The sequence below is a fragment of the Rhodococcus sp. NPDC127593 genome, assembly GCF_042671975.1.
Classification (GTDB): Bacteria; Actinomycetota; Actinomycetes; order Mycobacteriales; family Mycobacteriaceae; genus Rhodococcus_F.
In genome coordinates this window covers 85,346-110,379 of the sequence record NZ_JBHXWI010000001.1, presented here as the reverse complement: position 1 = coordinate 110,379, position 25,034 = coordinate 85,346, and the positions used below count along the sequence as shown (strand labels likewise).

21 protein-coding genes and 2 tRNA genes are annotated in these 25,034 nt (G+C 67.2%); 8 read left to right on the top strand and 15 right to left on the bottom strand.

Annotation, left to right across the window (positions count from 1 at the left end):
- Positions 1–1,422: a 3-isopropylmalate dehydratase large subunit gene (leuC, locus tag ACFVJ3_RS00560; protein WP_378450199.1), complete on the bottom strand. Its 1,422-nt coding sequence runs from the start codon at positions 1,420–1,422 to the stop codon at positions 1–3.
- A 138-nt stretch (positions 1,423–1,560) separates the two neighbouring features.
- Here leuC and ACFVJ3_RS00555 point away from each other — a divergent pair, with 138 nt between their 5' ends.
- The 3 genes from ACFVJ3_RS00555 (at position 1,561) to ACFVJ3_RS00545 (ending at position 3,069) form a co-directional block, all read left to right on the top strand.
- On the top strand, positions 1,561–2,262 hold the full coding sequence (locus tag ACFVJ3_RS00555) for an IclR family transcriptional regulator (RefSeq protein ID WP_378450198.1): 702 nt from the start codon (positions 1,561–1,563) through the stop codon (positions 2,260–2,262).
- Positions 2,263–2,300: 38 nt separating this feature from the next.
- Positions 2,301–2,819 (top strand): pyridoxamine 5'-phosphate oxidase family protein, encoded by a 519-nt coding sequence (locus ACFVJ3_RS00550; protein ID WP_378450197.1) that lies wholly within the window; start codon positions 2,301–2,303, stop codon positions 2,817–2,819.
- Positions 2,820–2,901: 82 nt separating this feature from the next.
- Positions 2,902–3,069: a DUF5302 domain-containing protein gene (locus ACFVJ3_RS00545; RefSeq protein ID WP_378450196.1), complete on the top strand. Its 168-nt coding sequence runs from the start codon at positions 2,902–2,904 to the stop codon at positions 3,067–3,069.
- Positions 3,070–3,128: 59 nt separating this feature from the next.
- Here the strand turns inward: ACFVJ3_RS00545 and ACFVJ3_RS00540 are convergent.
- The 4 genes from ACFVJ3_RS00540 to ACFVJ3_RS00525 all read right to left on the bottom strand — a co-directional run bounded on the left by ACFVJ3_RS00540 (position 3,129) and on the right by ACFVJ3_RS00525 (position 5,814).
- Positions 3,129–3,201, bottom strand: a tRNA-Glu gene (locus ACFVJ3_RS00540).
- A gap of 76 nt (positions 3,202–3,277) precedes the next feature.
- Positions 3,278–3,349: transfer RNA gene (locus ACFVJ3_RS00535), tRNA-Gln, on the bottom strand.
- 142 nt (positions 3,350–3,491) lie between these two features.
- A complete protein-coding gene (gene gltX, locus ACFVJ3_RS00530) occupies positions 3,492–4,967 on the bottom strand; it encodes a glutamate--tRNA ligase (protein ID WP_378450195.1) in 1,476 nt (491 codons plus the stop codon).
- Between the two features lie 73 nt (positions 4,968–5,040).
- Positions 5,041–5,814, bottom strand: coding sequence for a fumarylacetoacetate hydrolase family protein (locus ACFVJ3_RS00525; protein WP_378450194.1), 774 nt, complete (start codon positions 5,812–5,814; stop codon positions 5,041–5,043).
- Between the two features lie 115 nt (positions 5,815–5,929).
- On the opposite strand from ACFVJ3_RS00525, the gene ACFVJ3_RS00520 reads away from it, so the two are divergent.
- Positions 5,930–7,174, top strand: coding sequence for an MFS transporter (locus tag ACFVJ3_RS00520; protein WP_378450193.1), 1,245 nt, complete (start codon positions 5,930–5,932; stop codon positions 7,172–7,174).
- Here ACFVJ3_RS00520 and ACFVJ3_RS00515 read toward each other — a convergent pair.
- The 5 genes from ACFVJ3_RS00515 to ACFVJ3_RS00495 all read right to left on the bottom strand — a co-directional run bounded on the left by ACFVJ3_RS00515 (position 7,171) and on the right by ACFVJ3_RS00495 (position 13,567).
- Entirely contained in the window at positions 7,171–8,181 is a 1,011-nt protein-coding gene (locus ACFVJ3_RS00515) for a 3-isopropylmalate dehydrogenase (RefSeq protein WP_378450192.1), read from the bottom strand. The genes ACFVJ3_RS00520 and ACFVJ3_RS00515 overlap by 4 nt on opposite strands.
- Before the next feature lie 71 nt (positions 8,182–8,252).
- The gene (gene serA / locus ACFVJ3_RS00510) at positions 8,253–9,848 is read right to left on the bottom strand and encodes a phosphoglycerate dehydrogenase (RefSeq protein WP_378450191.1); all 1,596 of its coding nucleotides are present in this window, start codon (positions 9,846–9,848) and stop codon (positions 8,253–8,255) included.
- 224 nt (positions 9,849–10,072) lie between these two features.
- Positions 10,073–11,074, bottom strand: coding sequence for a ketol-acid reductoisomerase (gene ilvC / locus ACFVJ3_RS00505; RefSeq protein WP_061700158.1), 1,002 nt, complete (start codon positions 11,072–11,074; stop codon positions 10,073–10,075).
- 49 nt (positions 11,075–11,123) lie between these two features.
- Positions 11,124–11,627 carry an acetolactate synthase small subunit gene (ilvN, locus tag ACFVJ3_RS00500; RefSeq protein WP_005240383.1) on the bottom strand — a complete coding sequence of 168 codons (504 nt, stop codon included), beginning with the start codon at positions 11,625–11,627 and terminating at the stop codon, positions 11,124–11,126.
- The gene (locus ACFVJ3_RS00495) at positions 11,624–13,567 is read right to left on the bottom strand and encodes an acetolactate synthase large subunit (RefSeq protein ID WP_378450190.1); all 1,944 of its coding nucleotides are present in this window, start codon (positions 13,565–13,567) and stop codon (positions 11,624–11,626) included. Before ACFVJ3_RS00495 ends, ilvN begins: the two co-directional genes overlap by 4 nt.
- Before the next feature lie 267 nt (positions 13,568–13,834).
- On the opposite strand from ACFVJ3_RS00495, the gene ACFVJ3_RS00490 reads away from it, so the two are divergent.
- From ACFVJ3_RS00490 to ACFVJ3_RS00480, 3 genes are all read left to right on the top strand, one after another.
- Positions 13,835–14,332 carry a PH domain-containing protein gene (locus tag ACFVJ3_RS00490; RefSeq protein ID WP_378450397.1) on the top strand — a complete coding sequence of 166 codons (498 nt, stop codon included), beginning with the start codon at positions 13,835–13,837 and terminating at the stop codon, positions 14,330–14,332.
- A gap of 52 nt (positions 14,333–14,384) precedes the next feature.
- Complete coding sequence (gene ilvD, locus ACFVJ3_RS00485) at positions 14,385–16,229, top strand: dihydroxy-acid dehydratase (protein WP_378450189.1); 1,845 nt, start codon at positions 14,385–14,387, stop codon at positions 16,227–16,229.
- A 324-nt stretch (positions 16,230–16,553) separates the two neighbouring features.
- Positions 16,554–18,089 (top strand): amino acid permease, encoded by a 1,536-nt coding sequence (locus ACFVJ3_RS00480; protein WP_378450188.1) that lies wholly within the window; start codon positions 16,554–16,556, stop codon positions 18,087–18,089.
- Between the two features lie 70 nt (positions 18,090–18,159).
- On the opposite strand, the gene ACFVJ3_RS00475 is transcribed toward ACFVJ3_RS00480, so the two are convergent.
- Positions 18,160–19,029, bottom strand: a complete 870-nt coding sequence (locus ACFVJ3_RS00475; protein ID WP_378450396.1) for a DoxX family protein — start codon at positions 19,027–19,029, stop codon at positions 18,160–18,162.
- A gap of 98 nt (positions 19,030–19,127) precedes the next feature.
- Between ACFVJ3_RS00475 and ACFVJ3_RS00470 the strand changes: the two genes are divergently transcribed.
- Positions 19,128–20,276, top strand: coding sequence for a PQQ-dependent sugar dehydrogenase (locus ACFVJ3_RS00470; protein ID WP_378450187.1), 1,149 nt, complete (start codon positions 19,128–19,130; stop codon positions 20,274–20,276).
- A 77-nt stretch (positions 20,277–20,353) separates the two neighbouring features.
- On the opposite strand, the gene gatB is transcribed toward ACFVJ3_RS00470, so the two are convergent.
- The 4 genes from gatB to ACFVJ3_RS00450 form a co-directional block, all read right to left on the bottom strand.
- Positions 20,354–21,865, bottom strand: coding sequence for an Asp-tRNA(Asn)/Glu-tRNA(Gln) amidotransferase subunit GatB (gatB, locus tag ACFVJ3_RS00465; RefSeq protein WP_378450186.1), 1,512 nt, complete (start codon positions 21,863–21,865; stop codon positions 20,354–20,356).
- Between the two features lie 42 nt (positions 21,866–21,907).
- Positions 21,908–22,939 (bottom strand): ATP-dependent 6-phosphofructokinase, encoded by a 1,032-nt coding sequence (locus ACFVJ3_RS00460; RefSeq protein WP_072937743.1) that lies wholly within the window; start codon positions 22,937–22,939, stop codon positions 21,908–21,910.
- Positions 22,940–23,035: 96 nt separating this feature from the next.
- Positions 23,036–23,698 carry a response regulator transcription factor gene (locus tag ACFVJ3_RS00455; RefSeq protein WP_005240363.1) on the bottom strand — a complete coding sequence of 221 codons (663 nt, stop codon included), beginning with the start codon at positions 23,696–23,698 and terminating at the stop codon, positions 23,036–23,038.
- A 9-nt stretch (positions 23,699–23,707) separates the two neighbouring features.
- Positions 23,708–24,904: a sensor histidine kinase gene (locus ACFVJ3_RS00450; RefSeq protein ID WP_378450185.1), complete on the bottom strand. Its 1,197-nt coding sequence runs from the start codon at positions 24,902–24,904 to the stop codon at positions 23,708–23,710.
- Positions 24,905–25,034 lie beyond the last annotated feature (130 nt).

The following is a 25,034-nucleotide window of genomic DNA, read 5'->3' as shown; positions in this document are numbered from 1 at the left end:
CTAGGCCAGATCTGTCGGCGCGGACAGTGTTCCCCGGACTGCGGTCGCGGCGGCGACCAGCGGCGAAACCAGGTGAGTCCGGCCGCCCTTGCCTTGACGGCCTTCGAAATTGCGGTTGGACGTGGAGGCCGAACGCTCGCCGGGCGCGAGCTGATCCGGGTTCATCCCGAGGCACATCGAGCACCCCGCCTGCCGCCATTCGGCGCCCGCGGCGGTGAAGATCTCGCCGAGACCCTCCTTTTCGGCCTGCGCGCGAACGCGCATCGAACCCGGCACGATCAGCATCCGGACCCCGTCTGCGACGTGGCGGCCGCGCAACACGTCGGCCACGGCCCGCAGATCCTCGATCCGGCCGTTGGTGCACGAACCCACGAAAACTGTGTCGATCGCCACCTCACGCAACGGAGTTCCGGCTTCGAGACCCATGTAGGTCAACGCCTTCTCCGCGGCCTGGCGTTCGCTCTCGTCCACGATCTCGGCCGGATTCGGAACGGCCTCGCCGAGCGGCAGCCCCTGCCCCGGGTTGGTGCCCCAGGTCACGAACGGCGTCAGGGAGCTCGCGTCGATGTGGACCTCGTTGTCGAAAACCGCACCCTCCTCGGTCTTCAACTGCTCCCAGGCCTCCACCGCGGCGTCCCAGTCGGCGCCCTTCGGCGCGTGGGAACGTCCCTTGATGTATTCGTAGGTGATCTCGTCGGGGGCGATCATGCCTGCCCGCGCACCCGCCTCGATGGACATGTTGCAGATGGTCATCCGCGCTTCCATCGACATCTTCCGGATCGCCTCGCCGCGGTACTCCAGGACGTAGCCCTGGCCACCGCCCGTTCCGATCTTCGCGATGACGGCCAAAATGAGATCTTTACTCGTCACGTCTTCGGGCAATTCGCCGTCGACGGTGATCGCCATCGTCCGGAAGGGACGCAACGACAACGTCTGCGTCGCCATGACGTGTTCGACCTCACTGGTGCCGATACCCATCGCGAGTGCGCCGAAGGCGCCGTGGGTGGACGTGTGGCTGTCGCCGCACACCACGGTCATGCCGGGCTGGGTGAGACCCAGCTGGGGGCCGACGACGTGGACGATGCCCTGGTCGATGTTCCCCATCGGGTGCAGCCGGACACCGAATTCCTCACAGTTACGCCGCAGCGTGTCCACCTGGGTCTTGGAAACGGGGTCGGCGATCGGCTTGTCGATGTCGACGGTGGGGACGTTGTGGTCCTCGGTGGCGATCGTCAAGTCGGGCCGGCGCAGTGGGCGCCCCGCCAGCCGAAGTCCGTCGAATGCCTGCGGACTCGTCACTTCGTGAACGAGATGCAGATCGATGTAGATGAGGTCGGGGTTGTCTCCCTCACCCCGGACCACGACGTGGTCGTCCCACACCTTCTCTGCCAGGGTGCGTGCTTTCTCCGCCATCTTCTCCACCTCTGTGTGTCTTCTCGCACCGCGGGCTTCGGGCCGGTCCGCAGTGCGCTTGATGTCGTTACCCTCTTCCCGGACACGCACTCGACGTGAGACGAAGGTGCGCTATGATCCCAGTATGCGAGAACGTGGTATCGACCTATGAGACAGCATAGCGGCATCGGAGTCCTTGACAAAGCGGTGGGCGTGCTGCATGCCGTGGCCGAGAAGCCCTGCAGCCTCACCGAACTGTGCTCGCGCACCGGACTCCCCCGCGCCACCGCCCACCGGCTGGCCGTCGGGCTCGAGGTCCACCGCCTGCTGACCCGCGACTCCGACGGGCTGTGGTGCCCCGGTCCCGGCCTCGCCGAACTCGCTGCAACGGCTAACGATCCGCTCGTCTCGGCGGCGGCGCTCGTCCTTCCGCGACTGCGCGAGATCACCGGTGAGAGCGTGCAGCTGTACCGCAGGGAAGGCACCCAGCGCATCTGTGTGGCGGCGATGGAGCCGCCCACGGGCCTCCGCGACACCGTTCTCGTCGGGGCACGACTGCCGATGAGCGCCGGCTCGGGCGCCAAGGTCCTTCTCGCCTGGGCCGACCCGCAGACCCAGCGCACAGTCCTTCCCGACGCGGCGTTCGGCGAACGCGTGCTGCTCGAGGTCCGCCGTCGCGGCTGGGCACAGAGCGCCGCCGAGCGTGAACCCGGTGTCGCCAGCGTCGCCGCACCCGTGCGGGATTCCGGCGGCGCTGTCATCGCAGCGATTTCGGTGTCCGGACCCATCGACAGAATGGGCAGGCGCCCCGGCGCCCGGTGGGCGGCCGACCTTCTCGCCGCCGCGGAGGCGTTGCACAAGAGACTCTGACCATTCACGACCGACGTTCACCGCGACAGGAGAAGCCGATGGGGAAGAACCAACGATCGCAGATCACGATGACGGATTCGGAGATCGCCGAATTCGTGGACCGGAGCCGGATCGCCACGCTCGCAACGGTGGCAGCGGACGGCAGACCTCATCTGGTCGCCATGTGGTACGCCGTGATCGACGGCGAGATCTGGTTCGAGACGAAGTCGAAATCGCAGAAGGCGGTCAACCTGCGCCGCGACGACCGGGTCACCGTTCTGATCGAGGACGGCCAGACGTACGACACCCTGCGCGGAATTTCCATCGAGGGCCGGGCGGAGATCGTGGAGGCCCCGGACGCGATGTTCGCGGTCGGAGTCAGCGTGTGGGAACGGTACACCGGGCCCTACACCGACGATCTGCGTCCCGCCATCGACCAGCTGCTGTACAAGCGGGTGGTCGTGCGGATCGTTCCCGAGCGCATCAGAAGCTGGGATCACGCCAAACTCGGCCTGCCCGCGATGCCGGTGGGCGGGACCACGGCCGCGTTCCTGGAGACGGCCGACCGCCGCGCCTGATCGCGGGCAGAAAAAACGGAAGCATTCTCGGTGCCCGCGGCGTAGCTTCACAGAGTGAACCGACTACCCGAGGGAGTTCACCATGACCGACGCCAGTAACGAGGACACGAAAAAGAAATTCCGCGAAGCACTCGAGCGGAAGAATCATCAGGCCGGGCTGTCCGCCGATCACAAGGACGGACATTCCAAGGCGCACGAGGCCCACGGGCCTGCCGACCACAAACGCGAATTCCGCCGCAAGACCGGATAAACGACACATCCGGGTAAAAAGAAACACCCTCCAATTTCTTGGAGGGTGTTTCTTATTTGTAGCCCCGACGGGATTCGAACCCGCGCTACCGCCTTGAGAGGGCGGCGTCCTAGGCCGCTAGACGACGGGGCCAGGAACTTTGTCTTGCTTTGGAAGCTCAGCAAGCATAGCTTCCAGAAGTTCGGAGTCAAAATCGGCCGAACTTCCGCTGGGGTACCAGGACTCGAACCTAGAATGGCGGTACCAGAAACCGCTGTGTTGCCAATTACACCATACCCCAATGGCCGTTCTCGAACCGCTGAGCTTCTGGGCTCTGCGGCCCGCCTCGGGCCGAAGAAGAGATTACCAGCCTACTGCCGGGATTTACCAAATCGTATGGTCAGAGGCTGTTTTTGCACCCTTTTCGGCCCGAGAGCGGCGTTCTAGCCGACGATGCCGGCCCGCGCCGTGCGCAGCCGGGACAGCGAAACGTCGCGGCCGAGCAGTTCCATCGATTCGTAGAGCGGCGGGCTGATGTGCGAGCCCGTGACGGCCACCCGCACCGGAGCGAACGCCTTACGTGGCTTGAGGCCCAGTTCGTCCACGAGAGCGGTCTTGAGGGCCTCTTCCAGTGAGGCCGCGTCCCACACCGCGACTGCGTCCAGCGACGCGAGGGCGGCCTCGAGAACCGGTGCGGAGTCGGCGCCCAGGTTCTTGGCAGCGGCGGCAGGATCGATCGCGAAGTCGGCCTCGTCGACGAACAGGAACTTCAGCAGATCCCAGGCGTCGGACAAGACAACGATGCGCGTCTGAACCAGTTCGGCAGCGGTCGCGAAGACGGACTCGTCCACGGTCTCCCCGAGATGGCCGTGGAGTGTCAGGAACCCGCGCAGGCGCGCGGCGAAATCAGCGGGCTCGAGCAGCCGGATGTGTTCGGCGTTGATCGCGTCGGCCTTTTTCTGGTCGAACCGGGCCGGATTGGAATTGACCTTGGAGATATCGAAGGCGGCGACCATCTCGTCCAGCGAGAACACGTCGTGGTCGTCGGAAATACCCCAGCCCAGCAGCGCCAGGTAATTCAACAATCCCTCGGGGACGAAACCGCGGTCGCGATGGATGAAGAGGTTCGACTCGGGGTCGCGCTTGGACAGTTTCTTGTTGCCCTGCCCCATGACGAACGGCAGATGCCCGAACTTCGGAGTGAAATCGGCCACGCCGATCCGCTGCATCGCCTCGTAGAGGGCGAGCTGCCGCGGCGTCGACGACAGCAGGTCCTCGCCGCGCAGGACGTGCGTGATCTTCATCAACGCATCGTCGACGGGGTTGACCAACGTGTACAGCGGAATCCCGTTGCCGCGGGTGAGGGCGAAGTCGGGAACGGTTCCGGCCTTGAACGTCGTCTCGCCGCGCACGAGGTCGTCCCACGTCAGGTCGTGGGCCGGCATCCGGAGCCGGACGACGGGCTTGCGGCCCTCGTCGAGGAACCCCTGCCGCTGCTCCGGCGTCAGATCACGATCGAAGTTGTCGTAGCCGAGCTTGGGATCGCGGCCGGCCGCCTTGTGCCGCTCCTCGACCTCCTCGGGCGTCGAGAACGACTCGTACGCCTCGCCCGCCGCGAGCAGTTTCGCGACGACGTCCAGATGCAGGTCCCGTCGCTGGGACTGGCGGTAGGGCTCGTACGGTCCCCCGACCTCCGGGCCCTCGTCCCAGTTCAATCCGAGCCAGCGCAGCGCGTCCAGGATCGCCTGGTACGACTCCTCGCTGTCACGGGCAGCATCGGTGTCCTCGATGCGGAACACGAACGACCCACCGTTGTGACGGGCGAACGCCCAGTTGAACAGGGCGGTTCGGACGAGCCCCACGTGCGGGGTTCCGGTGGGCGACGGGCAGAAACGGACGCGAACTTCGCTTGTGGTCATGGCTCACTTGGGTCGACGCTGGGAAAACGGACTCCTACAGGCTAGTCCGCTCCCGATTTCGACACGAGAGCCGTCAGCGCTTGGCAGTCACCGGGTTGGTAAGGGTGCCGATGCCACCGATGGTCACGCTCACGCTCTGTCCGTCGACGATCGGACCGACGCCCTCCGGGGTGCCCGTGAGGATGACGTCGCCCGGGAGCAGCGTCATGACGGCCGACACCCATTCGATGATCTTCGGAATGTCGTGCAGGAGAAGCGAAGTGTTGCTCCGCTGCTTCACCACTCCGTCCACCTCGGTGGTGATGTCGACGTCGGAGGCGTCGAGCTGGGTCTCGATCCACGGTCCCAGTGGGCAGAACGTGTCATGACCCTTCGCTCGCGTCCACTGCCCGTCGTGGCGCTGGTGGTCACGGGCCGACACGTCGTTGGCCGCCGTGTAACCGAGCACCACGTCGAGGGCCTTGGCTGCGGGGACGTCCTTGCAGGGGCGTCCGATGACGACGGCGAGTTCTCCTTCGTAATGAACTTCATTGGAGGACTTCGGCAGGACGATTGCGGCGTCGGGGCCCACGATCGAGGTGTTGGGCTTGAGGAAGATCACAGGATCGGCCGGCGCCACTCCCCCCATCTCGGCGGCGTGGGCGGCGTAGTTCTTTCCGATCGCCACGACCTTGCTGGCGAGGATCGGTGCCAGCAGTCGCACATCGGCGAGCGGCCAGCTCCGGCCGGTGAAAGTGGGACTGCCGAACGGGTGCTCGGCGATCTCCTTCGCGATCCGGGACTCCCCGTCCCCCTCGATACTGACGAACGCAACACCATCGGGACTTGCCACTCGACCAAGACGCATGGCGCCGAGTCTATCGGCCCGGGTTCACCGCCGTACCGGGACGCCGGGGGACGCGGGGTATAGACTCCGCATGTTCGCCAATATATGAGACTTCAATCCTAGATATTGAGATGACATGACAGCATCGATCGACACGCCGTCCGCCGTCGGAACCGCCCGCAGATGGTGGATGCTCGCACTCGGGATGTTCGCCCAGGCCGCACAGGCGGTCTTCGTGAACGGCGTCGCCTTCCTGATCCCCGAACTCCAGGAGAATCACGGGCTCAGCCTCGCCCGCACCGGACTCCTCGTCGCCGCACCCACCCTCGGGGTCATGCTGACGCTGATCGCGTGGGGTGCCCTGGCCGACCGCTACGGCGAACGCCGAGTGCTGGCCGCCGGAATGGCGTCCACGGCGGCCGCGGGAATGGGCGCGGCCCTGTCCGGATCACTCACGGCCACCGCAGCCTTCCTGCTGCTCGGCGGCATGGCGGCGGCCTCGGCGAATGCCGCGAGCGGGCGTGTCGTCGTCGGATGGTTCCCGCCGGAGCGGCGCGGACTGGCGATGGGCATCCGGCAGATGTCGCTGCCGCTGGGCATTGCCTGCGCTGCGCTGACGCTCCCCTCGGTCGCACACGACCACGGCATCGGATGGGCGCTCGCGCTGCCCGCCGCCCTGTGCGCGGCTGCCGCGCTGGCCTGTGCACTCTGGGTGGTCGATCCGCCCAGGCCGAGCCGAAGTGCCGCGGCGGATCTCGGCATGCTCGCGAATCCGTATCGCGACAGCGGGATCCTGTGGCGCATCCACGCCGTCTCGGTGCTGCTCGTCGTGCCCCAGTACACGGTGTGGACGTACGCGCTCGTGTGGCTGATCTCCGAAAGGCATTGGGAAGCAACGGCGGCAGGCCTGATCGTGACAGTCGCCCAGATCCTCGGCGCGTTCGGCCGGATGGGAGTCGGTTTCTGGTCCGACGTGGTCGGCAGTCGCATGCGTCCGCTTCGCTGGGTCGCCGTCGCCGGCGGGGTGTCGATGGCGGCGCTCGCCGTGACGGATGCGATGGACTCGCCGCTGGCGATCGTGGCGCTGCTGGCGGCGTCCGTCGCGACGGTGGCACCGAACGGCCTCGCCTTCACCGCCGTCGCCGAGCTCGCCGGTCCGTTCTGGGGCGGACGCGCACTCGGTGTCCAGAACACCGGTCAGTTCGTCGCAGCCTCGATCGTTCCCCCAGTGTTCGGCGCATTGATCGGAATCGTCGGCTTCCCGGTGACTTTCGCCATAGCCGCAGGGTTTCCGGCCGCCTCGATATCACTGATCCCCGTGGCCCGGTCCGAAGACCGGTCCACGGGGATCGAGGGAGACAAGATCGAATCGCGATCCTAGAGGGCGGCGGCGATCCGGTCGCCGACCTCCGACGTGACGACCTTCGAGTCACCACGGGACGCCAGATCCGCCTCGACGGCAGACTCGATGCGCGCGGCATCGCCGTCCCGGCCGAGGTGACGCAGCAGCAGCGCCGCCGACAGAATGGCCGCCGTGGGATCCGCGATCCCCTGGCCGGCGATGTCCGGGGCGCTGCCGTGCACCGGTTCGAACATCGACGGGTTGGTCCCCGACGCGTCGATGTTTCCCGACGCCGCCAGTCCTATGCCTCCCGTGACCGCACCCGCGAGGTCGGTGATGATGTCGCCGAACAGGTTGTCGGTGACGATCACGTCGAAGCGGGACGGGTCGGTGACCATGTAGATGGTGGCCGCGTCGATGTGGCAGTACGCCGTCTCTACGTCCGGGTATTCGGCGGACACCGTCTCCACGGCACGCGTCCAGATCGCACCGGCGTTGGAGAGGACGTTCGTCTTGTGGATCAGGGTGACGTGCTTACGCCGGGTCTGCGCGAGCGCGAACGCGTAGCGCACCACCCGCTCGGCACCGAACCACGTGTTGATCGACACCTCGGTCGCGATCTCGTGCGGGGTGCCGACGCGGATCGCGCCACCGTTGCCGGTGTACGGACCCTCGGTGCCCTCGCGCACGACCACGAAGTCGATGTCCGGCTGCGCCGCGAGCGGCGACTTCGATCCCGGATAGAGCTGCGACGGACGCAGATTCACGTGATGATCCAACGCGAATCGCATGTTCAGCAGCAGACCCCGCTCGAGCACGCCTGGCGTGACCGACGGGTCGCCGATGGCGCCCAGCAGGATCGCGTCGTGCTCGCGGATCGCCGCGAGATCGGCGTCCGGGAGCAGCTCCCCGGTGGCGTTGTATCGACGGGCACCGAGGTCGTACTCGGTGGTCTCGAGATCGGGTACGAGCTTCCGCAGCACCTTCAGCGCCTCGGCAGTGACCTCGACACCGATGCCGTCACCCGGAATGACCGCAAGCTTCATGAACGCCTCACTTCACATAGAGCTGTGCGCGCGCCACGACAACGGAGGTCGCGACACGCGCACAGTGGGGATTAAGCCAGGTTGACGAGCTCGATCTTGGTGGCGCCGACGGCGGTGGAGATCGCGTCCCGCACCTCGCTCGGCACCTCCCGGTCGACGCGGAGGAGGATGGTCGCACCCTCGCCCTCGGCGTCCTGGCTGAGCTGGGCAGCCTGGATGTCGATGCCTGCGTTGCCGAGCTGCGTACCGATCTTGCCCAGCGCGCCGGGCTGATCGGTGTAGTTGACCACCAGGTTGAGACCCTCGGCGCGCAATTCGAAGTTGCGGCCGTTGATGTTGACGATCTTCTCGACCTGCTGCGGTCCGGTCAGCGTGCCCGAGACGTTGATGACGTTGCCGTCGCCGAACACGGCGCGCAGGTCCACGACGCTGCGGTGGTTGGGGCTTTCGGCGGCCTTGGTGACCTCCGCCGTGACGCCGCGCTCCTCCGCGAGTGCGGGGGCGTTGACGAACGTGACCGCGTCCTCGATGACGGCGGAGAACACACCGCGCAGAGCCGAGAGCGCGAGCACCTCGACGTCCTCGGAGGCGAGCTCGCCGCGCACGTCGACGGAAAGGTTGACGGGCAGTTCACCCGACAGGGCGCCGATGAGCACACCCTGCTTGCGGACGATCTCGAGCCACGGGGCAACTTCCTCGCCCACGGCGCCACCGGACACGTTCACGGCGTCGGGAACGAAATCGCCTGCGAGAGCTAGCAGTACGGACTTCGCGACGTCGGTTCCGGCGCGGTCCTGAGCCTCGGTCGTGGAGGCACCGAGGTGCGGCGTCACGACAACCTCGGGCAGGTCGAACAACGGGCTGTCGGTGCAGGGCTCGGTTTCGAACACATCCAGGCCCGCGGCGCGCACGTGACCCGACTTGATGGCCTCGGCCAGCGCTGCCTCGTCGATCAGGCCGCCACGGGCAGCGTTGACGATGACGACGCCCTTCTTGGTCTTCGCCAGGTTCTCCGTGCCGAGCAGTCCCTTGGTCTCGGGAGTCTTGGGGAGGTGCACGGAGATGAGATCGGCGCGCTCGAGAAGTTCGTCGAGGGTGACGAGCTCGATGCCGAGCTGCGCGGCACGGGCAGCCGACACGTAGGGGTCGTACGCGATGACGTGCGTCTCGAACGCGGCGAGACGCTGCGCGAACAGCTGGCCGATGCGGCCGAGGCCGACGACGCCGACGGTCTTGCCGAAGATCTCGACACCGTTGAACTTGCTGCGCTTCCATTCGCGGTCACGCAGGGTGGCGTCGGCCGCGGGGATCTGGCGGGCGGTGGCGAGCATCAGCGCGACGGCGTGCTCGGCGGCCGTGTGGATGTTGGACGTCGGGGCGTTGACGACCATGACACCACGCTCGGTGGCGGCGGGCACGTCGACATTGTCGAGGCCGACACCGGCACGGGCGACGATCTTGAGCTTGGTACCGGCCGCCAGAACCTCGGCGTCCACGGTGGTGGCGGAACGGACGAGGATCGCGTCGGCCTCGGGCACCGCCGCGAGCAGGGCCGGGCGATCAGGTCCGTCGACCCATCGCACCTCCACACCGTCGCCCAATGCCTCGACGGTGGACGGCGCGAGCTTGTCGGCGATCAGAACTACAGGACGGCCTGGCTGGCTCACGTGCAAACTCCCTGAATAGGTGGGTGTGGGGGTGTTTTAACCACACACAGCTTAGTCCGCCCTCACAGGAAAACCGCATCCCGGTCTGCGATACCACATAGTGGACGCCTGTAACAACGGAATCGGACACGAAACAACACCGGCCCGATGTCACATCGGGGGCCTCTGACGAGACCGATGCGACATCGGGCCGGTGGTTCGGTGGAACTGTAAATCAGTGAAACCTAGGCGGTTTCGGTGATCGGGCGGTCGACCCAGCTCATCAGGTCGCGCAGCTTCTTGCCGGTGACCTCGATGGGGTGCTCGGCGTTCGCCTTGCGCAGGCCCTCGAGCTCGGTGTTGCCGTTCTCGACGTTGGCGACGAGGCGGCGGGTGAACTCACCCGACTGGATGTCGGCCAGGATCGCCTTCATGCGCTCCTTGGTGCCGGCGTCGATGACGCGCGGGCCGGAGAGGTAGCCACCGAACTCCGCGGTGTCGGACACCGAGTAGTTCATGCGGGCGATGCCACCCTCGTACATGAGGTCGACGATGAGCTTGAGCTCGTGCAGCACCTCGAAGTACGCCATCTCGGGCGCGTAGCCGGCCTCGACCATGACCTCGAAACCGGTCTTGACCAGTTCCTCGGTGCCGCCGCAGAGCACGGCCTGCTCGCCGAAGAGGTCCGTCTCGGTCTCTTCCTTGAACGTGGTCTTGATGACGCCGGCGCGGGTGCCGCCGATGCCCTTGGCGTAGGACAGCGCGAGAGCCTGGCCCTCACCCTTGGGGTCCTGGTCGATCGCGATGAGCGCGGGAACACCCTTGCCGTCGACGAACTGACGACGCACCAGGTGGCCGGGACCCTTGGGGGCGACCATGCCGACGGTGACGAACTCCGGAGCCTTGATCAGGTCGAAGTGGATGTTGAGGCCGTGTCCGAAGAACAGCGCGTCGCCGTCCTTCAGGTTGGGCTCGATGTCATTGGTGAAGATCGACGCCTGCGCGGTGTCGGGTGCGAGCACCATGATCACGTCGGCCCACTCGGAGACCTCGGCGGGGGTACCGACGGTCAGGCCCTGCTCCTCGGCCTTCGCGCGGGACTTCGAGCCTTCCTTGAGGCCGATACGCACATCGACGCCCGAGTCGCGCAGGCTCAGCGAGTGCGCGTGGCCCTGGCTTCCGTAACCGATCACAGCGACCTTACGGCCCTGGATGATCGACAGATCGGCATCGTCGTCGTAGAACATCTCGACTGCCACAGTTCAACCTCTTTCTTGGATTTGCGTATCTAAAGTACTAGCGAGTGGCCGTGATGGACTTCGGCCCCCGTCCCACGGCCACGACCCCGGACTGCACGATCTCCCGGATACCGTACGGATCGAGCATCCGTAGCAGTGCATCCAGCTTGGATCGCGTTCCAGTCGCCTCGATCGTGACCGACTCCGGGGAGACGTCGATCACCTTGGCGCGGAACAGATTCACGGTCTCGATCACCTGCGTGCGCACGCTGGCGTCGGCTCGCACCTTGATGAGCACCAGCTCGCGGGCGACGGAGGCCTCACCGTCCTGCTCGACGATCTTGATGACGTTGATGAGCTTGTTGAGCTGCTTGGTCACCTGCTCGAGCGGGAACTCGTCGACGGTCACGACGATGGTCATGCGTGAGATCTCGGGAAGCTCGGTACCACCGACGGCGAGCGACTCGATGTTGAACCCACGACGGGAGAACAGCGCGGCCACCCTGGCCAGCACGCCCGGCTTGTCCTCGACGAGAACACTGAGGGTGTGGCTGGTGCTCACTGATCTTCCTCCCCGGCCGCTGCGGCCGTGCCCGAACGCTGCTCGCGCTCCATGGCTTCGTGAATGACGGCCGGCTCGGCAGCCGCTTCGTCGTCGTCGAACAGCGGACGGATGCCCCGTGCCGCCATGATCTCGTCGTTGCTCGTGCCCGCTGCGACCATCGGCCACACCTGGGCGTCGGCACCGACGATGAAGTCGATCACCACCGGCTTGTCGTTGATGGCCTGCGCCTCACGGATCGCCGCCTCGACGTCCTCTTCGCGCTCGACGCGAATGCCGTGGCAGCCCAACGCCTCCGCGAGCTTGACGAAGTCGGGGATGCGAATCGCACCGTGCGTGCCGAGGTTGGTGTTGGAGTAGCGCTGGTCGTAGAACAGCGTCTGCCACTGGCGCACCATGCCGAGGTTTCCGTTGTTGATGAGCGCAACCTTGATCGGGATGCCCTCGAGCGCGCAGGTGGCGAGTTCCTGATTGGTCATCTGGAAGCAGCCGTCACCGTCGATGGCCCACACCTCGGTGTCGGGCATGCCCATCTTGGCGCCCATCGCGGCGGGCACGGCGTATCCCATCGTGCCGAGACCGCCGGAGTTCAGCCAGGTGCGCGGCTTCTCGTAGTTGACGAACTGCGCGGCCCACATCTGGTGCTGTCCGACGCCGGCGCAGTAGATCGCGTCGGGACCGGCAAGCTTGCCGACCGCCTGGATCACGTACTCCGGGGACAGCGCGCCGTCGGACGGACGGTCGTAGCTGAGCGGGTACGTGCGACGGATTCCGTCGAGGTACGCCCACCACTCGGTGAGGTCCAGCGTGGTTCCGGTGGCCAGGTCGGCCTTGATCGCCTCGATCAGTTCGACGATGACCTCTTTGCAGTCACCCACGATCGGGACGTCCGCGTACCGGTTCTTGCCGATCTCCGCCGGATCGATGTCGGCGTGGATGACCTTGGCATCGGGGGCGAACGAATCGAGCTGACCGGTGACGCGGTCGTCGAAGCGTGCGCCGAGCGTGATCAGCAGGTCGCTGCGCTGCAGTGCCGCCACCGCCGCGACCGTGCCGTGCATGCCGGGCATGCCGCAGTTCAGCGTGTGACTGTCCGGGAACGCGCCGCGCGCCATGAGGGTGGTGACCACGGGAATGCCGGTGAGCTCGGCCAGTTCGAGCAGTTCCGGAGACGATTCCGACTTGATGACGCCACCACCGATGTACAGCACCGGGTGCTTCGCGTCGGCGATCAGGCGGGCCGCCTCGCGGACCTGCTTGCCGTGCGGCTTGGTGACGGGACGGTATCCGGGCAGCCGCATCTCCGGCGGCCACGAGAACGTGGTCTGCGCCTGGAGAACGTCCTTCGGGATGTCGACGAGCACCGCGCCGGGACGCCCGCTGGAGGCGAGGTAGAAGGCCTCCGCGATGATCCGGGGGATGTCGACGCCGTCGGTGATGAGGAAGTTGTGCTTGGTGATCGGCATCGTGATGCCGGAAATGTCGGCTTCCTGGAACGCGTCCGTGCCGATGAGCGCACGGCCGACCTGGCCGGTGATGGCCACGACCGGAACGGAGTCCATCTGCGCGTCGGCGAGCGGCGTCACGAGGTTGGTCGCACCGGGACCGGACGTCGCCATGCAGACTCCGACCTTGCCGGTCGCCTGGGCGTACCCGGTGGCGGCGTGGCCTGCACCCTGCTCGTGACGGACGAGCACGTGCCGGACCTTCGTCGAGTCGAAGAGCGGGTCGTAGACAGGCAGAACGGCACCACCCGGAATGCCGAATACCGTGTCGACCTCGAGCTCCTCGAGGGCTCGGACCACGGACTGGGCGCCACTGACCCGCTCGGGGGCGAGTTGGCGGCGGCTACCGGTCTGAGTCGCGGCGGCCGCGGTCGTCGGGCTTGCTGCCCCCGACTTGCGCGGCGTGGGTTGAGGCCGTGCGGTTGGTGCGCTCACTGGGAAATCCTCTGATTCTGGCTCCGGGCAACAAAAAACCCCCGTCAGCTGATGCTGTACGAGGGTGGCGCGTCGTTATCTGGCGAGTTGAAGGAATCGACTCAGGCGACGACGCGCCGGCCGATTACGAGCAACTCATTCTGTTTCACGCGCTCGACGGTAGGCGCGCTAATAGTGAACAGTCAACTTGGTGAGTCGGCCGTCCCAGAATATGAGATACATCGGCTGCGGTGCGAAGATGTAGAGGTGTCAACTCCGCAGCAGCCCGTGCCACCAGAATCATCATCCCACACGACGAACCCACCCAAGCAGGTCATCCGGATTTCTCCCCTGGCCTACCTGGGATGCGCCTTCCTCCTGTTCGCCGTGTCGTTCCCCATCTTCGGCTGGCCCGCCGCCTTCGGCTGGCTCGTGATCGCCCCGATCGTCGCGGTGGCCTGGGTCGCGCGGGTGCGCACCACGGTCACGTCCGAAGGACTCGAGGTGCGCAGGCTGTTCGGCGGCCGGTCGCTGGCATGGTCCGAGATCACGGGATTCCGCTTCCCCAAGCGCGGCTGGGCCCGGGCGACGCTGACCGACGGGGGCGAGGTGACCCTTCCCGTCGTCACGTTCGATCGGCTCCCCGAGATCGCCGACGCCAGCGGCGGCCGCATCACCGACCCCTACGCGGCAGCCGCCGCGGCGGACGAAGCGGCACACCACGCCGGCGCCGAGTCGAACGGCGAACAGCCGGTGAAGAACCGGCCGGACACAGACGGGGAATAGTGCGCGAGTAGCGTTTGTCAGTACTTCCGTACGCTGACTAAGGAATACGCTCATGCCCCCGCTGAGGTCCCGAACCACCACCGCAGGACGAAATGCCGCAGGCGCCCGCGCACTGTGGCGCGCCACCGGAATGACCGACTCCGACTTCGGGAAGCCGATCGTCGCGATCGCGAACTCGTACACGCAGTTCGTTCCCGGGCACGTCCACCTGAAGAACGTCGGCGACATCGTCGCCGACGCCGTCCGCGCCGCCGGTGGTGTACCTCGCGAGTTCCACACGATTGCTGTCGACGACGGCATCGCGATGGGTCACGGCGGGATGCTGTACTCCCTTCCCAGCCGCGAAATCATCGCCGACTCCGTCGAGTACATGGTCAACGCGCACACCGCCGACGCACTGGTGTGCATCTCCAACTGCGACAAGATCACCCCCGGAATGCTCAATGCGGCACTGCGTTTGAACGTCCCGACCGTGTTCGTGTCCGGCGGTCCCATGGAGGCCGGCAAGGCGGTGGTGGTGAACGGTGTCGCCCAGGCACCGACCGACCTCATCACGGCGATCTCGGCGAGCGCCAACGACGAGGTCGACGAGGAAGGACTGTCCGAGGTCGAGCGCAGCGCCTGCCCGACGTGCGGGTCGTGCTCGGGCATGTTCACCGCGAACTCCATGAACTGCCTCACCGAGGCGCTCGGTCTGGCGTTGCCGGGCAACGGTTCCACGCTGGCCACCCACGAGGCCCGTCGCGCGCTGTTCACCCGCGCGGGAACAACCGTCGTCGAAGCCGCGCTGCGGTACTACCGGGACGAGGACGACTCCGTCCTCCCCCGCAACATCGCGACGCCTGCCGCGTTCCGCAACGCGATGGCGCTGGACGTCGCGATGGGCGGTTCCACGAACACGGTGCTGCACACGCTCGCGGCCGCGCAGGAGGGTGAGGTCTACGACTTCGATCTCGACAAGATCGACGAGATCAGCCGCAAGGTGCCGTGCCTGTCGAAGGTCTCGCCCAACTCGGACTACCACATGGAGGACGTGCACCGGGCGGGCGGAATCCCCGCCATCCTCGGCGAACTCCGCCGGGCCGGACTGCTCGAGAGCGACGTCTCGACCGTGCACACGGAGAGCTTCGACGAGTGGCTCGACACGTGGGACATCCGGTCCGGCAAGGCATCCGACGAAGCCGTCGAACTCTTCCACGCCGCGCCCGGCGGTGTCCGCACCACCGAGCCGTTCTCGACGAACAACCGCTGGTCGTCGCTCGACACGGACGCCGCCAACGGCTGCATCCGCGACTTCGAGCACAAGCACACGGTCGAGGGCGGCCTGGCCGTGCTGCGCGGCAACATCGCCCTCGACGGCGCGGTCATCAAGACGGCGGGCATCGACGAAGACCTGTTCCACTTCCAGGGACCCGCGCGCGTCGTGGAGTCGCAGGAAGAGGCGGTGTCGGTGATCCTAGGCAAGAAGATCCAGCCCGGTGAGGTCCTTGTCGTGCGCTACGAGGGTCCCGCAGGCGGCCCGGGCATGCAGGAGATGCTGCACCCCACCGCATTCCTCAAGGGCTCCGGCCTCGGGAAGAAGTGCGCGCTGATCACCGACGGCCGCTTCTCCGGCGGTTCCTCGGGACTGTCCATCGGCCACATCTCCCCCGAGGCCGCCAGTGGCGGCGCCATCGGCCTGGTGGAGGACGGCGACCAGATCCTCATCGACATCGCGACCCGCACGCTGAAGCTCCTCGTCGACGACGCGGTGCTCGCCGAGCGCCGGGCGAAGATGGACTCGTCCGAGCGTCCGTGGCAGCCGGTGAACCGCGAACGCACCGTCACCACAGCCCTGCGCGCGTACGCCGCGCTGGCCACGTCCGCCGACAAGGGCGCGGTCCGTCAGGTCCCCTGACGCACCCGCACCGGGCGCACCGAGCAACACGAAGCCGGGTGCCGCAGCAGGAGCTTCCTGCCGCGGCACCCGGCTTCCGTCGTCGGTGCGCCCACGGATTCCGCCTCGAATGTGACCGCGCTCACGGGTGATCAACTCGCTCAAACGGCAACACCCCAGAACAGGTTCTACTGATCGATTTGATTAGTTGAGACCGCGCTTCTTGCACACGGCGCTCAGTAGTGGTTCCCTCAGTTGGCCGTTGAGACCTACATCACAACCGGCAGCACCACCGGAACATCTCCGGCCCACGAGGCCATCGGGAACACAACCTAGGAGCGACACATGCCAGGAGTCGGCATTTGGCGAACGAAATCCGTTGAGCAATCGATAGCGGACACCGACGAACCCGACACCCGGCTGCGGAGGGAACTCACCGCGAAGGACCTCACCGTCTTCGGTGTCGCCGTCGTGATCGGCGCCGGCATCTTCACGCTCACCGCCCGGACTGCAGGCAACGTCGCCGGGCCGTCCATCTCGCTCGCCTTCGTCCTCGCCGCCATCGCGTGCGGCCTGGCCGCCCTCTGCTACGCCGAGTTCGCCTCCACCGTCCCCGTCGCGGGCAGTGCGTACACGTTCTCCTACGCCACCTTCGGCGAGTTCGTCGCCTGGATCATCGGCTGGGACCTCATCCTCGAATTCGCCCTCGCGGCGGCCGTCGTCTCCAAGGGCTGGTCGCTGTATCTGGGTAACGTCCTCGGGTTCAGCGGATCCACCACCGCCCACCTCGGTCCCATCGACTTCGACTGGGGCTCGCTCATCATCGTCGGCGGCATCACGATCGTGCTCGCCATCGGGACCAAGGTGTCCTCGCGCGTGTCCGCCGTCATCACGGCCATCAAGATCGCCGTCGTCCTCCTCGTCATCGCCGTGGGCGTCTTCTACATCAAGAAGGAGAACTACGCCCCCTACATCCCGCCCGCCGAGGGCAACGAGAGCGCCGCGCACGGTGTGCACCAGACCCTCTTCTCCTTCCTCTCCGGAGCCGACGGCAGCAGCTACGGCTGGTACGGCCTGCTCGCCGCCGCAAGCCTCGTCTTCTTCGCCTTCATCGGATTCGACGTCGTAGCCACCACCGCCGAAGAGACCAAGAACCCGCAGAAGGCGCTCCCCCGCGGCATTCTCGGCTCGCTGGCCATCGTCACCGTGCTCTACGTCGCCGTCACCCTCGTGATCACCGGCATGGTGAAATACACCGACCTCAAGACCGGCAGCCCGCTCGTCGGCGACAGCAGCGCCACCCTCGCCACCGCCTTCGAGGCACACGGCATCACCTGGGCTCAGACCGCCATCAACTTCGGCGGACTCGCCGGCCTCACCACCGTCGTGATGGTGATGATGCTCGGCCAGACCCGCGTCCTGTTCGCCATGTCCCGCGACGGACTCGTCCCGCGCAGTCTCGCCAAGACCGGCAAGAACGGCACCCCGGTCCGCATCACGCTGTTCGTCGGCGCCGTCGTGGCACTCCTCGCCGCCTTCTTCCCGATGGGCACGCTCGAGGAGATGGTGAACATCGGCACCCTCTTCGCGTTCGTGCTCGTCTGCATCGGCGTCATCATCCTCCGCCGCACGCGCCCCGATCTGCCCCGCGGATTCCGCGTTCCGCTGGTCCCGCTGGTCCCCATCCTCGCCGTCCTGGCCTGCGGCTGGCTGATGCTGAACCTCTCGGTCGAGACCTGGATCCGATTCCTCGTGTGGATGGCCATCGGCGTCGTCGTGTACCTCGCCTACGGCCGCCGCAAGTCGGTCCTCGGACAGAAGCTCGCCGCACAGGCCGGCCCGCCCGAGGAGGAGACCATCCCGGAACTCGTCCAGCGCTGATTTCGAACGAAAACGACTGCGCCGCACTCCCGATCCGGGGGTGCGGCGCAGTCGTGGATATACGAGACGTTCAGATGAGGGGGTTGGCGCCGTTCAGGAAGATCCACACGCAGACACCGGCGGCAACGCCAAGGATCAGTGCCGCGAAGGACCCGATGAACGGGCGTGTCGCCCAGCCCCGTCGGCCGTCGAGCGAGATACGTCCCGGCCCGGTGAGAATGATCACGCCGGCGCACACACCCAGCAGCGTCTCGTATTCGGTGCCTGCAGGCGCGAAGTACTCGAGCCCCGGTTCCGCGATCTGCCGGAACGCCCACGCATTGATCATCACGGCCAGCACCGAGGCTGCAGCGAGCGGGGTGACGAGACCGAGGATCAGCAGCGCACCACCCGCGACCTCACCGATGGCGCCCAGGATCGCAAGCAGTTTCGCCTGCTGGAACCCCGAGTTCACCAGCACCTCCTCGAACCCGTCGAGTCCCGGACCGTTCCACATCCCCGTCAGCTTCTGCAGACCGTGCACGAGTGCCGTACCGCCGACCGCGAGTCGCAGGGCCAGGAGGCCGAGGTCCAGGGTGCCGCGGCCGATCTTCACGTCGCCTTCGCCGATCCGGTCGATCGACGGATCACCCGCCGTGGCACCGAGGGACGCGCCGGAACCCGCGCTGATCACCTGTGTCGGCTGGTCCGGCATGCCGGACGCCCCCGCCTGCCGGTACGCGGGGATCTGCTCGGTGGGAAGGCCCGCGCCGCGCGCATCGCCGTAGTCGAGTTCGTCGTCGGTGTGCGGGAGACCCTGCCCCGCGGAACCGGACGTCGGCGTGGCCGACTGGAAGCGCTCGGTGGGAAGGTCGTAAGGGCTCGAGACCTTGCCGTAGCCGGGGGAGGCGCCCTGGTCCACAGCACCCTGGTCCGACGACTCGCTGGGGTCTTTCCGCATGTCAGTCACACCGTCAAGCCTAGGTCGACCGGCCGGACATCGCTGGTAGGCGGAACCGGCGTGGCGGCGACCTCGCACTCTTCCGTAACGTCTCCATCATGATGGTGGGTGGGCGGCGCCGTACGGCGTCCCGCAAGATGGCGATGTCCGCATTGTGCGTCACGGCGGTCCTCGCCGCCGGGTGCGCGAAATTCGACGACTCCGCGTCCTCACCCTTCACACCCGAGCCGACGGGTGCATCGGGCGCCGAGGTGGAACCGGAGAACCCGCCGCCGTCCACGACCACCACCCCACCGCCGAGCGGGCCGCTGGGACCGTGCCAGGATCCGGACCCCAGCGTCATCGCCACCTGCCTCGACACCACCGGCGGACTCGTCGTCCTCCCCGACGGGGCCACCGCCCTGGTCGCGGAGCGGCGGACCGGACGCATCCTGCAGGTCGCCCAGGGGCAGACCCCCAAGGAGATCGCGCACGTCGACGTCGACGGCACCACCGACGGCGGACTACTCGACATCGCGCTGTCGCCGAGTTTCGTCGAGGACAACCTCATCTACGCCTACGTCACGACCCCGACCGACAACCGGGTGGTGCGGATCGCACCGGGAGACTCCGCGAAGGAGGTTCTCGGCGGGATTCCACGCGGCGACGCGGGCAATGCGGGGTCGCTCGAATTCTCCGGCGACGAACTGATGGTCCTGACCGGCAATGCGGGCAATGTCGCCGCGGCTGCCGATCCGGCGTCCCTCGCCGGGAAACTGCTGAAGGTCACCGCCCTCTCGCCCGCACCGGCACCGGCGCAGCCCCGCCCTCAGGTGGTGTTGTCGGGCATCGGGACCGCGGGAGGGGTGTGCGTCGACCCGGGTGTGGCCGTGTGGGTCACCGACCGCACCCCGTTGGAGGATCGGCTGTTGCGGGTCAGCGCCGACGGGGCGGTGTCGTCTCCGGTGTGGACGTGGCCGGAGCGGCCCGGCGTCGGCGGCTGCGTCGCCGCCGGTGACGTCGTGGCGGTGTCACTGAGCACCGCGAAGGCCATGTCCGCACTCGCTGCCGACCCCGGCACGGGAGCCGTGACCACAGCCCCCGGTGTCATCGTCCAGGACCGGTACGGCCAACTCGGCGGCGCCGCACTCGGACCCGACGGTCTCATCTGGGTGAGCACCGTCAACAAGACCGGCGGTCAGCCCGGACCCAACGACGACCGCGTGATCAAGATGCCCCTGCCCTCCGGTGGCGGCGGATTCGACTGACGGCCCGCCCCCGTCGAAACGAACGGGACGCTCGTTCGGTTGATCCGAACGAGCGTCCCGTTGGTGCAGAAGGGGGCTCAGCCGCAGGCCTCGATGACCAGTTCCTTGACGCGGGCCGGGTCGGCCTGACCACGGGTGGCCTTCATCACGTCGCCGACGATCTTGCCCGCGGCCGCGACCTTGCCGCCGCGAATCTTCTCGGCGATGTCGGGGTTCGCGGCCAGAGCCTCGTCGACGGCCGCCTTCAGCTTCGTGTCGTCGCGTTCGACGACCAGCTCGGGGTGGTTCGCGACGACCTGCTCGGGGTCGCCCTCACCCTCGAGGACGTGGTCGACCACCTGGCGGGCCACCTTGTTGTTGAGCTTCCCGCTGTCGATCAGCGCGACCACCTGCGCGACCTGAGCCGGCGTGATCGGCAGCTCGGCGAGTTCCACCCCGCGGGTGTTCGCCTGCTGCGCCAGGTACGACACCCACCAGGACCGTGCGGCCTCCGGGGAGGCGCCGGCCTCGACTGTGGCGATGACGAGGTCGAGGGCGCCCGCGTTGACGAGGTCACGCATGACCTCGTCCGAGACACCCCAGTCGGCCTGGATCCGGCCGCGGCGGACCCACGGCAGCTCCGGCAGGGTGCCACGCAGTTCCTCGACCCATTCCGCGCTGGGCGCGACCGGCTCGAGATCGGGCTCCGGGAAGTAGCGGTAGTCCTCGGCGGTCTCCTTGCGGCGGCCCGGCGACGTCGTCCCGTCGGCCTCCTGGAAGTGCCGGGTCTCCTGGATCACCTCACCGCCGGCCTCCAGCACCGCGGCCTGGCGGCGCATCTCGTACCGGACCGCCACCTCGACGCTTTTGAGGGAGTTGACGTTCTTCGTCTCGGTGCGGGTACCGAGTTCGGTCGCCCCGATCGGCATGAGGGACGCGTTGGCGTCGCAGCGCATCGAACCCTGGTCCATACGGACGTCGGACACGTTCAGCGACTTCAGCAGGTCGCGCAGGGCGGTGACGTACGCGCGGGCCACCTCGGGGGCGCGGGCACCGGCGCCGCTGATGGTCTTGGTGACGATCTCGACCAGCGGGACGCCGGCGCGGTTGTAGTCGAGCAGCGAGTGGCTGGCACCGTGGATGCGCCCGGTCGCGCCGCCGACGTGCAGCGACTTTCCGGTGTCCTCTTCCATGTGCGCGCGCTCGATCTCCACGCGCCACGTGGTGCCGTCGTCGAGGATGACGTCGAGGTAGCCGTCGGTGGCAATCGGCTCGTCGTACTGGGAGATCTGGTAGTTCTTCGGCTGATCCGGGTAGAAGTAGTTCTTCCGTGCGAACCGGCCCCACGGCGTGATGGAACAGTTCAGTGCGAGTCCGATCCGGATCGCGGACTCGACCGCCGCCTCGTTCACGACGGGCAACGAGCCGGGCAGACCGAGGCACACCGGGCAGACCTGCGTGTTCGGCTCGGCGCCGAACTCGGTGGGGCACGGGCAGAACATCTTCGTGTTGGTGCCGAGCTCTACGTGCACCTCCATGCCGAGAACAGGCTCGTACTTGGCGAGCACTTCGTCGTAGTCGAGGAGGTCCGGAGTGTCGACAGCAGTCATGCCACAGAGTTTATGCGTCCGGCGGTTCGCCGGAAAACGCGGTCAGCCGAAAAATGCGGCCGCCTCGTCGTACCGCTCCCTCGGCACCGTCTTGAGGCGCCGGGTCGCCTCCTGCAGGGGCACGAGGTCGATCGACGTGCCGTGCAGGGCCACCATGTTGCCGAAGTCGCCGCGGTGGACGGCGTCGGTGGCGTGCACCCCGAAGCGGGTGGCGAGCACCCGGTCGTACGGCGTCGGGGTTCCGCCCCGCTGCACGTGCCCGAGTACCGTCGTCCGCACTTCCTTGCCGATGCGGCGGACGATCTCGTCGCCGAGCTGCTGCGCGACGCCGGTGAAGCGTTTGTGACCGAACTCGTCGATGCCGCCCTCGCGCAGACTCATCGACTCCGGGGTCGGAGTGGCGCCCTCGGCGACGACGCAGATGAAATGCGAATCGCCGCGCTGGAATCGCTTCTTCACGAGGGAGCAGACTTCGCCGACGTCGAACGGAACCTCGGGAACGAGAGTGAGATGCGCACCGGTCGCGAGCCCGGAGTGCAACGCGATCCAGCCCGCGTGCCGGCCCATCACCTCGACGAGCATCACCCGCTGGTGGGATTCGGCGGTGGTGTGCAGGCGGTCGATCGCATCGGTCGCGATGGACAGAGCGGTGTCGAAACCGAACGTCACGTCGGTGCAGTCGATGTCGTTGTCGATCGTCTTCGGAACCCCGATCACGGGCACCCCACTCTCGGCGAGCCAGCTCGCGGCGGTGAGTGTGCCCTCCCCGCCGATCGGGATGAGCGCGTCGATCCCGTTGTCGTCGAGAGTCTGCCGGATCTGATCGAGGCCGGCCTTCAACTTGTCGGGGTTGACCCGCGCGGTGCCGAGGATGGTGCCGCCCCGGGTGAGGATTCGATCGATCCGGTCGTCGTTGGACAGCACCACCTTGCGATCCTCGAGCAGGCCGCGCCAGCCGTCACGGAATCCCACCACCGAGCTGCCGTATCGGCCGGCGGCGGTCCGAACCACCGCCCTGATCACCGCATTCAGTCCGGGGCAGTCTCCGCCTCCGGTGAGCATTCCGATCCGCATCCAAGCACCCCTCGTCGTCTCGTGTGGTGATGGTGGTTCTCATTACACATCTTGCCGCTCGAACCGTGTTCGAGCACCTCGGACCGGCCGGTTCGCTCAGCCGGGTGTGACGAGACCGCTCTCGTACGCCAGGACCACTGCCTGTGCGCGGTCGCGCAGATCCAGTTTGGACAGCACCTTGCCGACGTGCGTCTTGACGGTCTGCTCGGCGACGAACAGGCGCTCCGCGATCTCGGTGTTGGACATGCCGCGGGCGATGAGTTCGAGCACCTCGCGTTCGCGGGGCGTCAGCGCCGACAGCGCGGCCGGTTTGCGGCGCGCCGTGCTGCGGCGGCTGGTCACGTCGGCGATGAGACGCCGGGTGACGGTCGGCGCGAGAAGCGCCTCGCCGTCCGCGACCACCCGCACGGCACGGATGAGTTCCTCCGCGGGCGCGTCCTTGAGCATGAAGCCGCTGGCCCCGATGCTCAGCGCCTCGTACACGTAGTCGTCGACGTCGAACGTGGTGAGCATGAGCACGCGCACCGGCGGATCGAAACCGGCCGACAGGATGACGCGGGCCGCGTCGAGTCCGTTCATCTCCGGCATGCGGACGTCCATCAGGACCACGTCGGGTCGCAGCCGGCGGACCTCGCTCACCGCCACGGCCCCGTCCGGAGCGTCACCGATGACACTGATGTCGGGCTGTGAGGCGAGCAGGGCTCCGAAGCCCTGCCGGACCATAGCCTGGTCGTCGGCGATGAATACGGTGATGGCCACCCAGCCAGCCTAGGCGGAGGCCACCGGGAACTCGGCGTGGACCTCGAATCCGCCGTTGTCGTGCAGGTGGGTGGTGAGTACGCCCCCGACTGCCTGCGCACGCTCGCGCATACCGATGATGCCGTTGCCGCCGGTCGACTCGTGTCTGGTCAGCGCCGAGACGAGGCTCCGCCTCGGCTGGCCGTTCACGATCGACACGGACGCGATCGGCGACTCGTACGCGATCTTCACCTCGACCGCGGCGCCCGCCGCGTGGCGGGCCGTGTTGGCGAGGGATTCCTGCAGGATGCGGTACATCACGAGCCCGACCGACTCCGACACGAGCGTCGGGTCGCCGTCGACGTGCCAGGAGACGGGAATGCCGGCTCTGCGGCTGCCCTCGAGCAGCTCGCTGATCTGCTGAACCCCGGGCTGCGGCGCGTGCTCGGCCAGCTGGCCGTCGCTGCGCAGCACTCCGAGCAGTCCGCGCACCTCGTTCAACGCGGCGCGGCCGGCGGCTCCGATCGATTCGAACTCGGCCCGCGTCTCGTCCGACATGTCGGCGATGCGGTACGGCGCGCTCTGCGCCTGCACCACGACCATCGACATGTGGTGCGCGACGACGTCGTGCAGGTCCCGGGCGATGCGCGCCTTCTCCTCGAGGATCGTCCGGCGAGTGCGCTCGAGCTCGCTCAGCTCCTCCTGCTGTGCGAGCTGCCGGCGGGACAGCACCAGCCAGCGGATCAGCAGGCCGAAGACGACGATCGCGGTCAGGCCCACCGCCCACCCGCGGCCGTTGGTGCCCGGGGTGTCGGCGAGGAACAGCAGGACGGTGGAGATCCATGCCACACCCACGACCGGAATTGCGGCGCGCATGCTGACGGCGGCCAGCAGGGCGAGCATCACCAGGATGTGGACCACCTGCCAGGGGTAGTCGTAGCCGTCCTGCAGTGCGAAGACGCGCGGAATCACCAGCGCCGAGACCGCGGAGACGGCCCAGGCCAGCGCCGGATTCGACCGGATGAGCAGGAACGGGAACGTCGCGAGCGCTGCCACGAACGGTTGAATTGGAGGACTGACCTGGTGGGTCAGCTGCAGGGTCGGCCACGCCACGGCGAACAGAATCGCCGTGACCACGACGATTGCCACGTTCAGCCACTGACCTTCGGCGGCTCTCCGGATGCGCGTCTTCGTCTTCACATCGTCGACATTAGAAACCCTGGTCACGGAGTGTCCTCATACCCCGGGTCCAGGTCGGCGTAGCCCCGCAGTATGAGATCGGTGCCCCCTCGCACCACGAAGCCAGAGATCGAACCGGACTCCGGGGTGATGTGGCTGCGCAACACGAATTCATAAC

What these genes read in the sequence shown, in the direction of transcription:
- ACFVJ3_RS00555 (WP_378450198.1), top strand. Translation starts at nt 1,561, where the DNA reads ATGAGACAGCATAGCGGCATCGGAGTCCTTGACAAAGCGGTGGGCGTG.
- ACFVJ3_RS00550 (WP_378450197.1), top strand. Translation starts at nt 2,301, where the DNA reads ATGGGGAAGAACCAACGATCGCAGATCACGATGACGGATTCGGAGATC.
- ACFVJ3_RS00545 (WP_378450196.1), top strand. Translation starts at nt 2,902, where the DNA reads ATGACCGACGCCAGTAACGAGGACACGAAAAAGAAATTCCGCGAAGCA.
- gltX (WP_378450195.1), bottom strand. Translation starts at nt 4,967, where the DNA reads ATGACCACAAGCGAAGTTCGCGTCCGTTTCTGCCCGTCGCCCACCGGA.
- ACFVJ3_RS00525 (WP_378450194.1), bottom strand. Translation starts at nt 5,814, where the DNA reads ATGCGTCTTGGTCGAGTGGCAAGTCCCGATGGTGTTGCGTTCGTCAGT.
- ACFVJ3_RS00520 (WP_378450193.1), top strand. Translation starts at nt 5,930, where the DNA reads ATGACAGCATCGATCGACACGCCGTCCGCCGTCGGAACCGCCCGCAGA.
- ACFVJ3_RS00515 (WP_378450192.1), bottom strand. Translation starts at nt 8,181, where the DNA reads ATGAAGCTTGCGGTCATTCCGGGTGACGGCATCGGTGTCGAGGTCACT.
- ilvC (WP_061700158.1), bottom strand. Translation starts at nt 11,074, where the DNA reads ATGTTCTACGACGACGATGCCGATCTGTCGATCATCCAGGGCCGTAAG.
- ilvD (WP_378450189.1), top strand. Translation starts at nt 14,385, where the DNA reads ATGCCCCCGCTGAGGTCCCGAACCACCACCGCAGGACGAAATGCCGCA.
- ACFVJ3_RS00480 (WP_378450188.1), top strand. Translation starts at nt 16,554, where the DNA reads ATGCCAGGAGTCGGCATTTGGCGAACGAAATCCGTTGAGCAATCGATA.
- ACFVJ3_RS00475 (WP_378450396.1), bottom strand. Translation starts at nt 19,029, where the DNA reads ATGCGGAAAGACCCCAGCGAGTCGTCGGACCAGGGTGCTGTGGACCAG.
- ACFVJ3_RS00470 (WP_378450187.1), top strand. Translation starts at nt 19,128, where the DNA reads ATGATGGTGGGTGGGCGGCGCCGTACGGCGTCCCGCAAGATGGCGATG.
- gatB (WP_378450186.1), bottom strand. Translation starts at nt 21,865, where the DNA reads ATGACTGCTGTCGACACTCCGGACCTCCTCGACTACGACGAAGTGCTC.
- ACFVJ3_RS00460 (WP_072937743.1), bottom strand. Translation starts at nt 22,939, where the DNA reads ATGCGGATCGGAATGCTCACCGGAGGCGGAGACTGCCCCGGACTGAAT.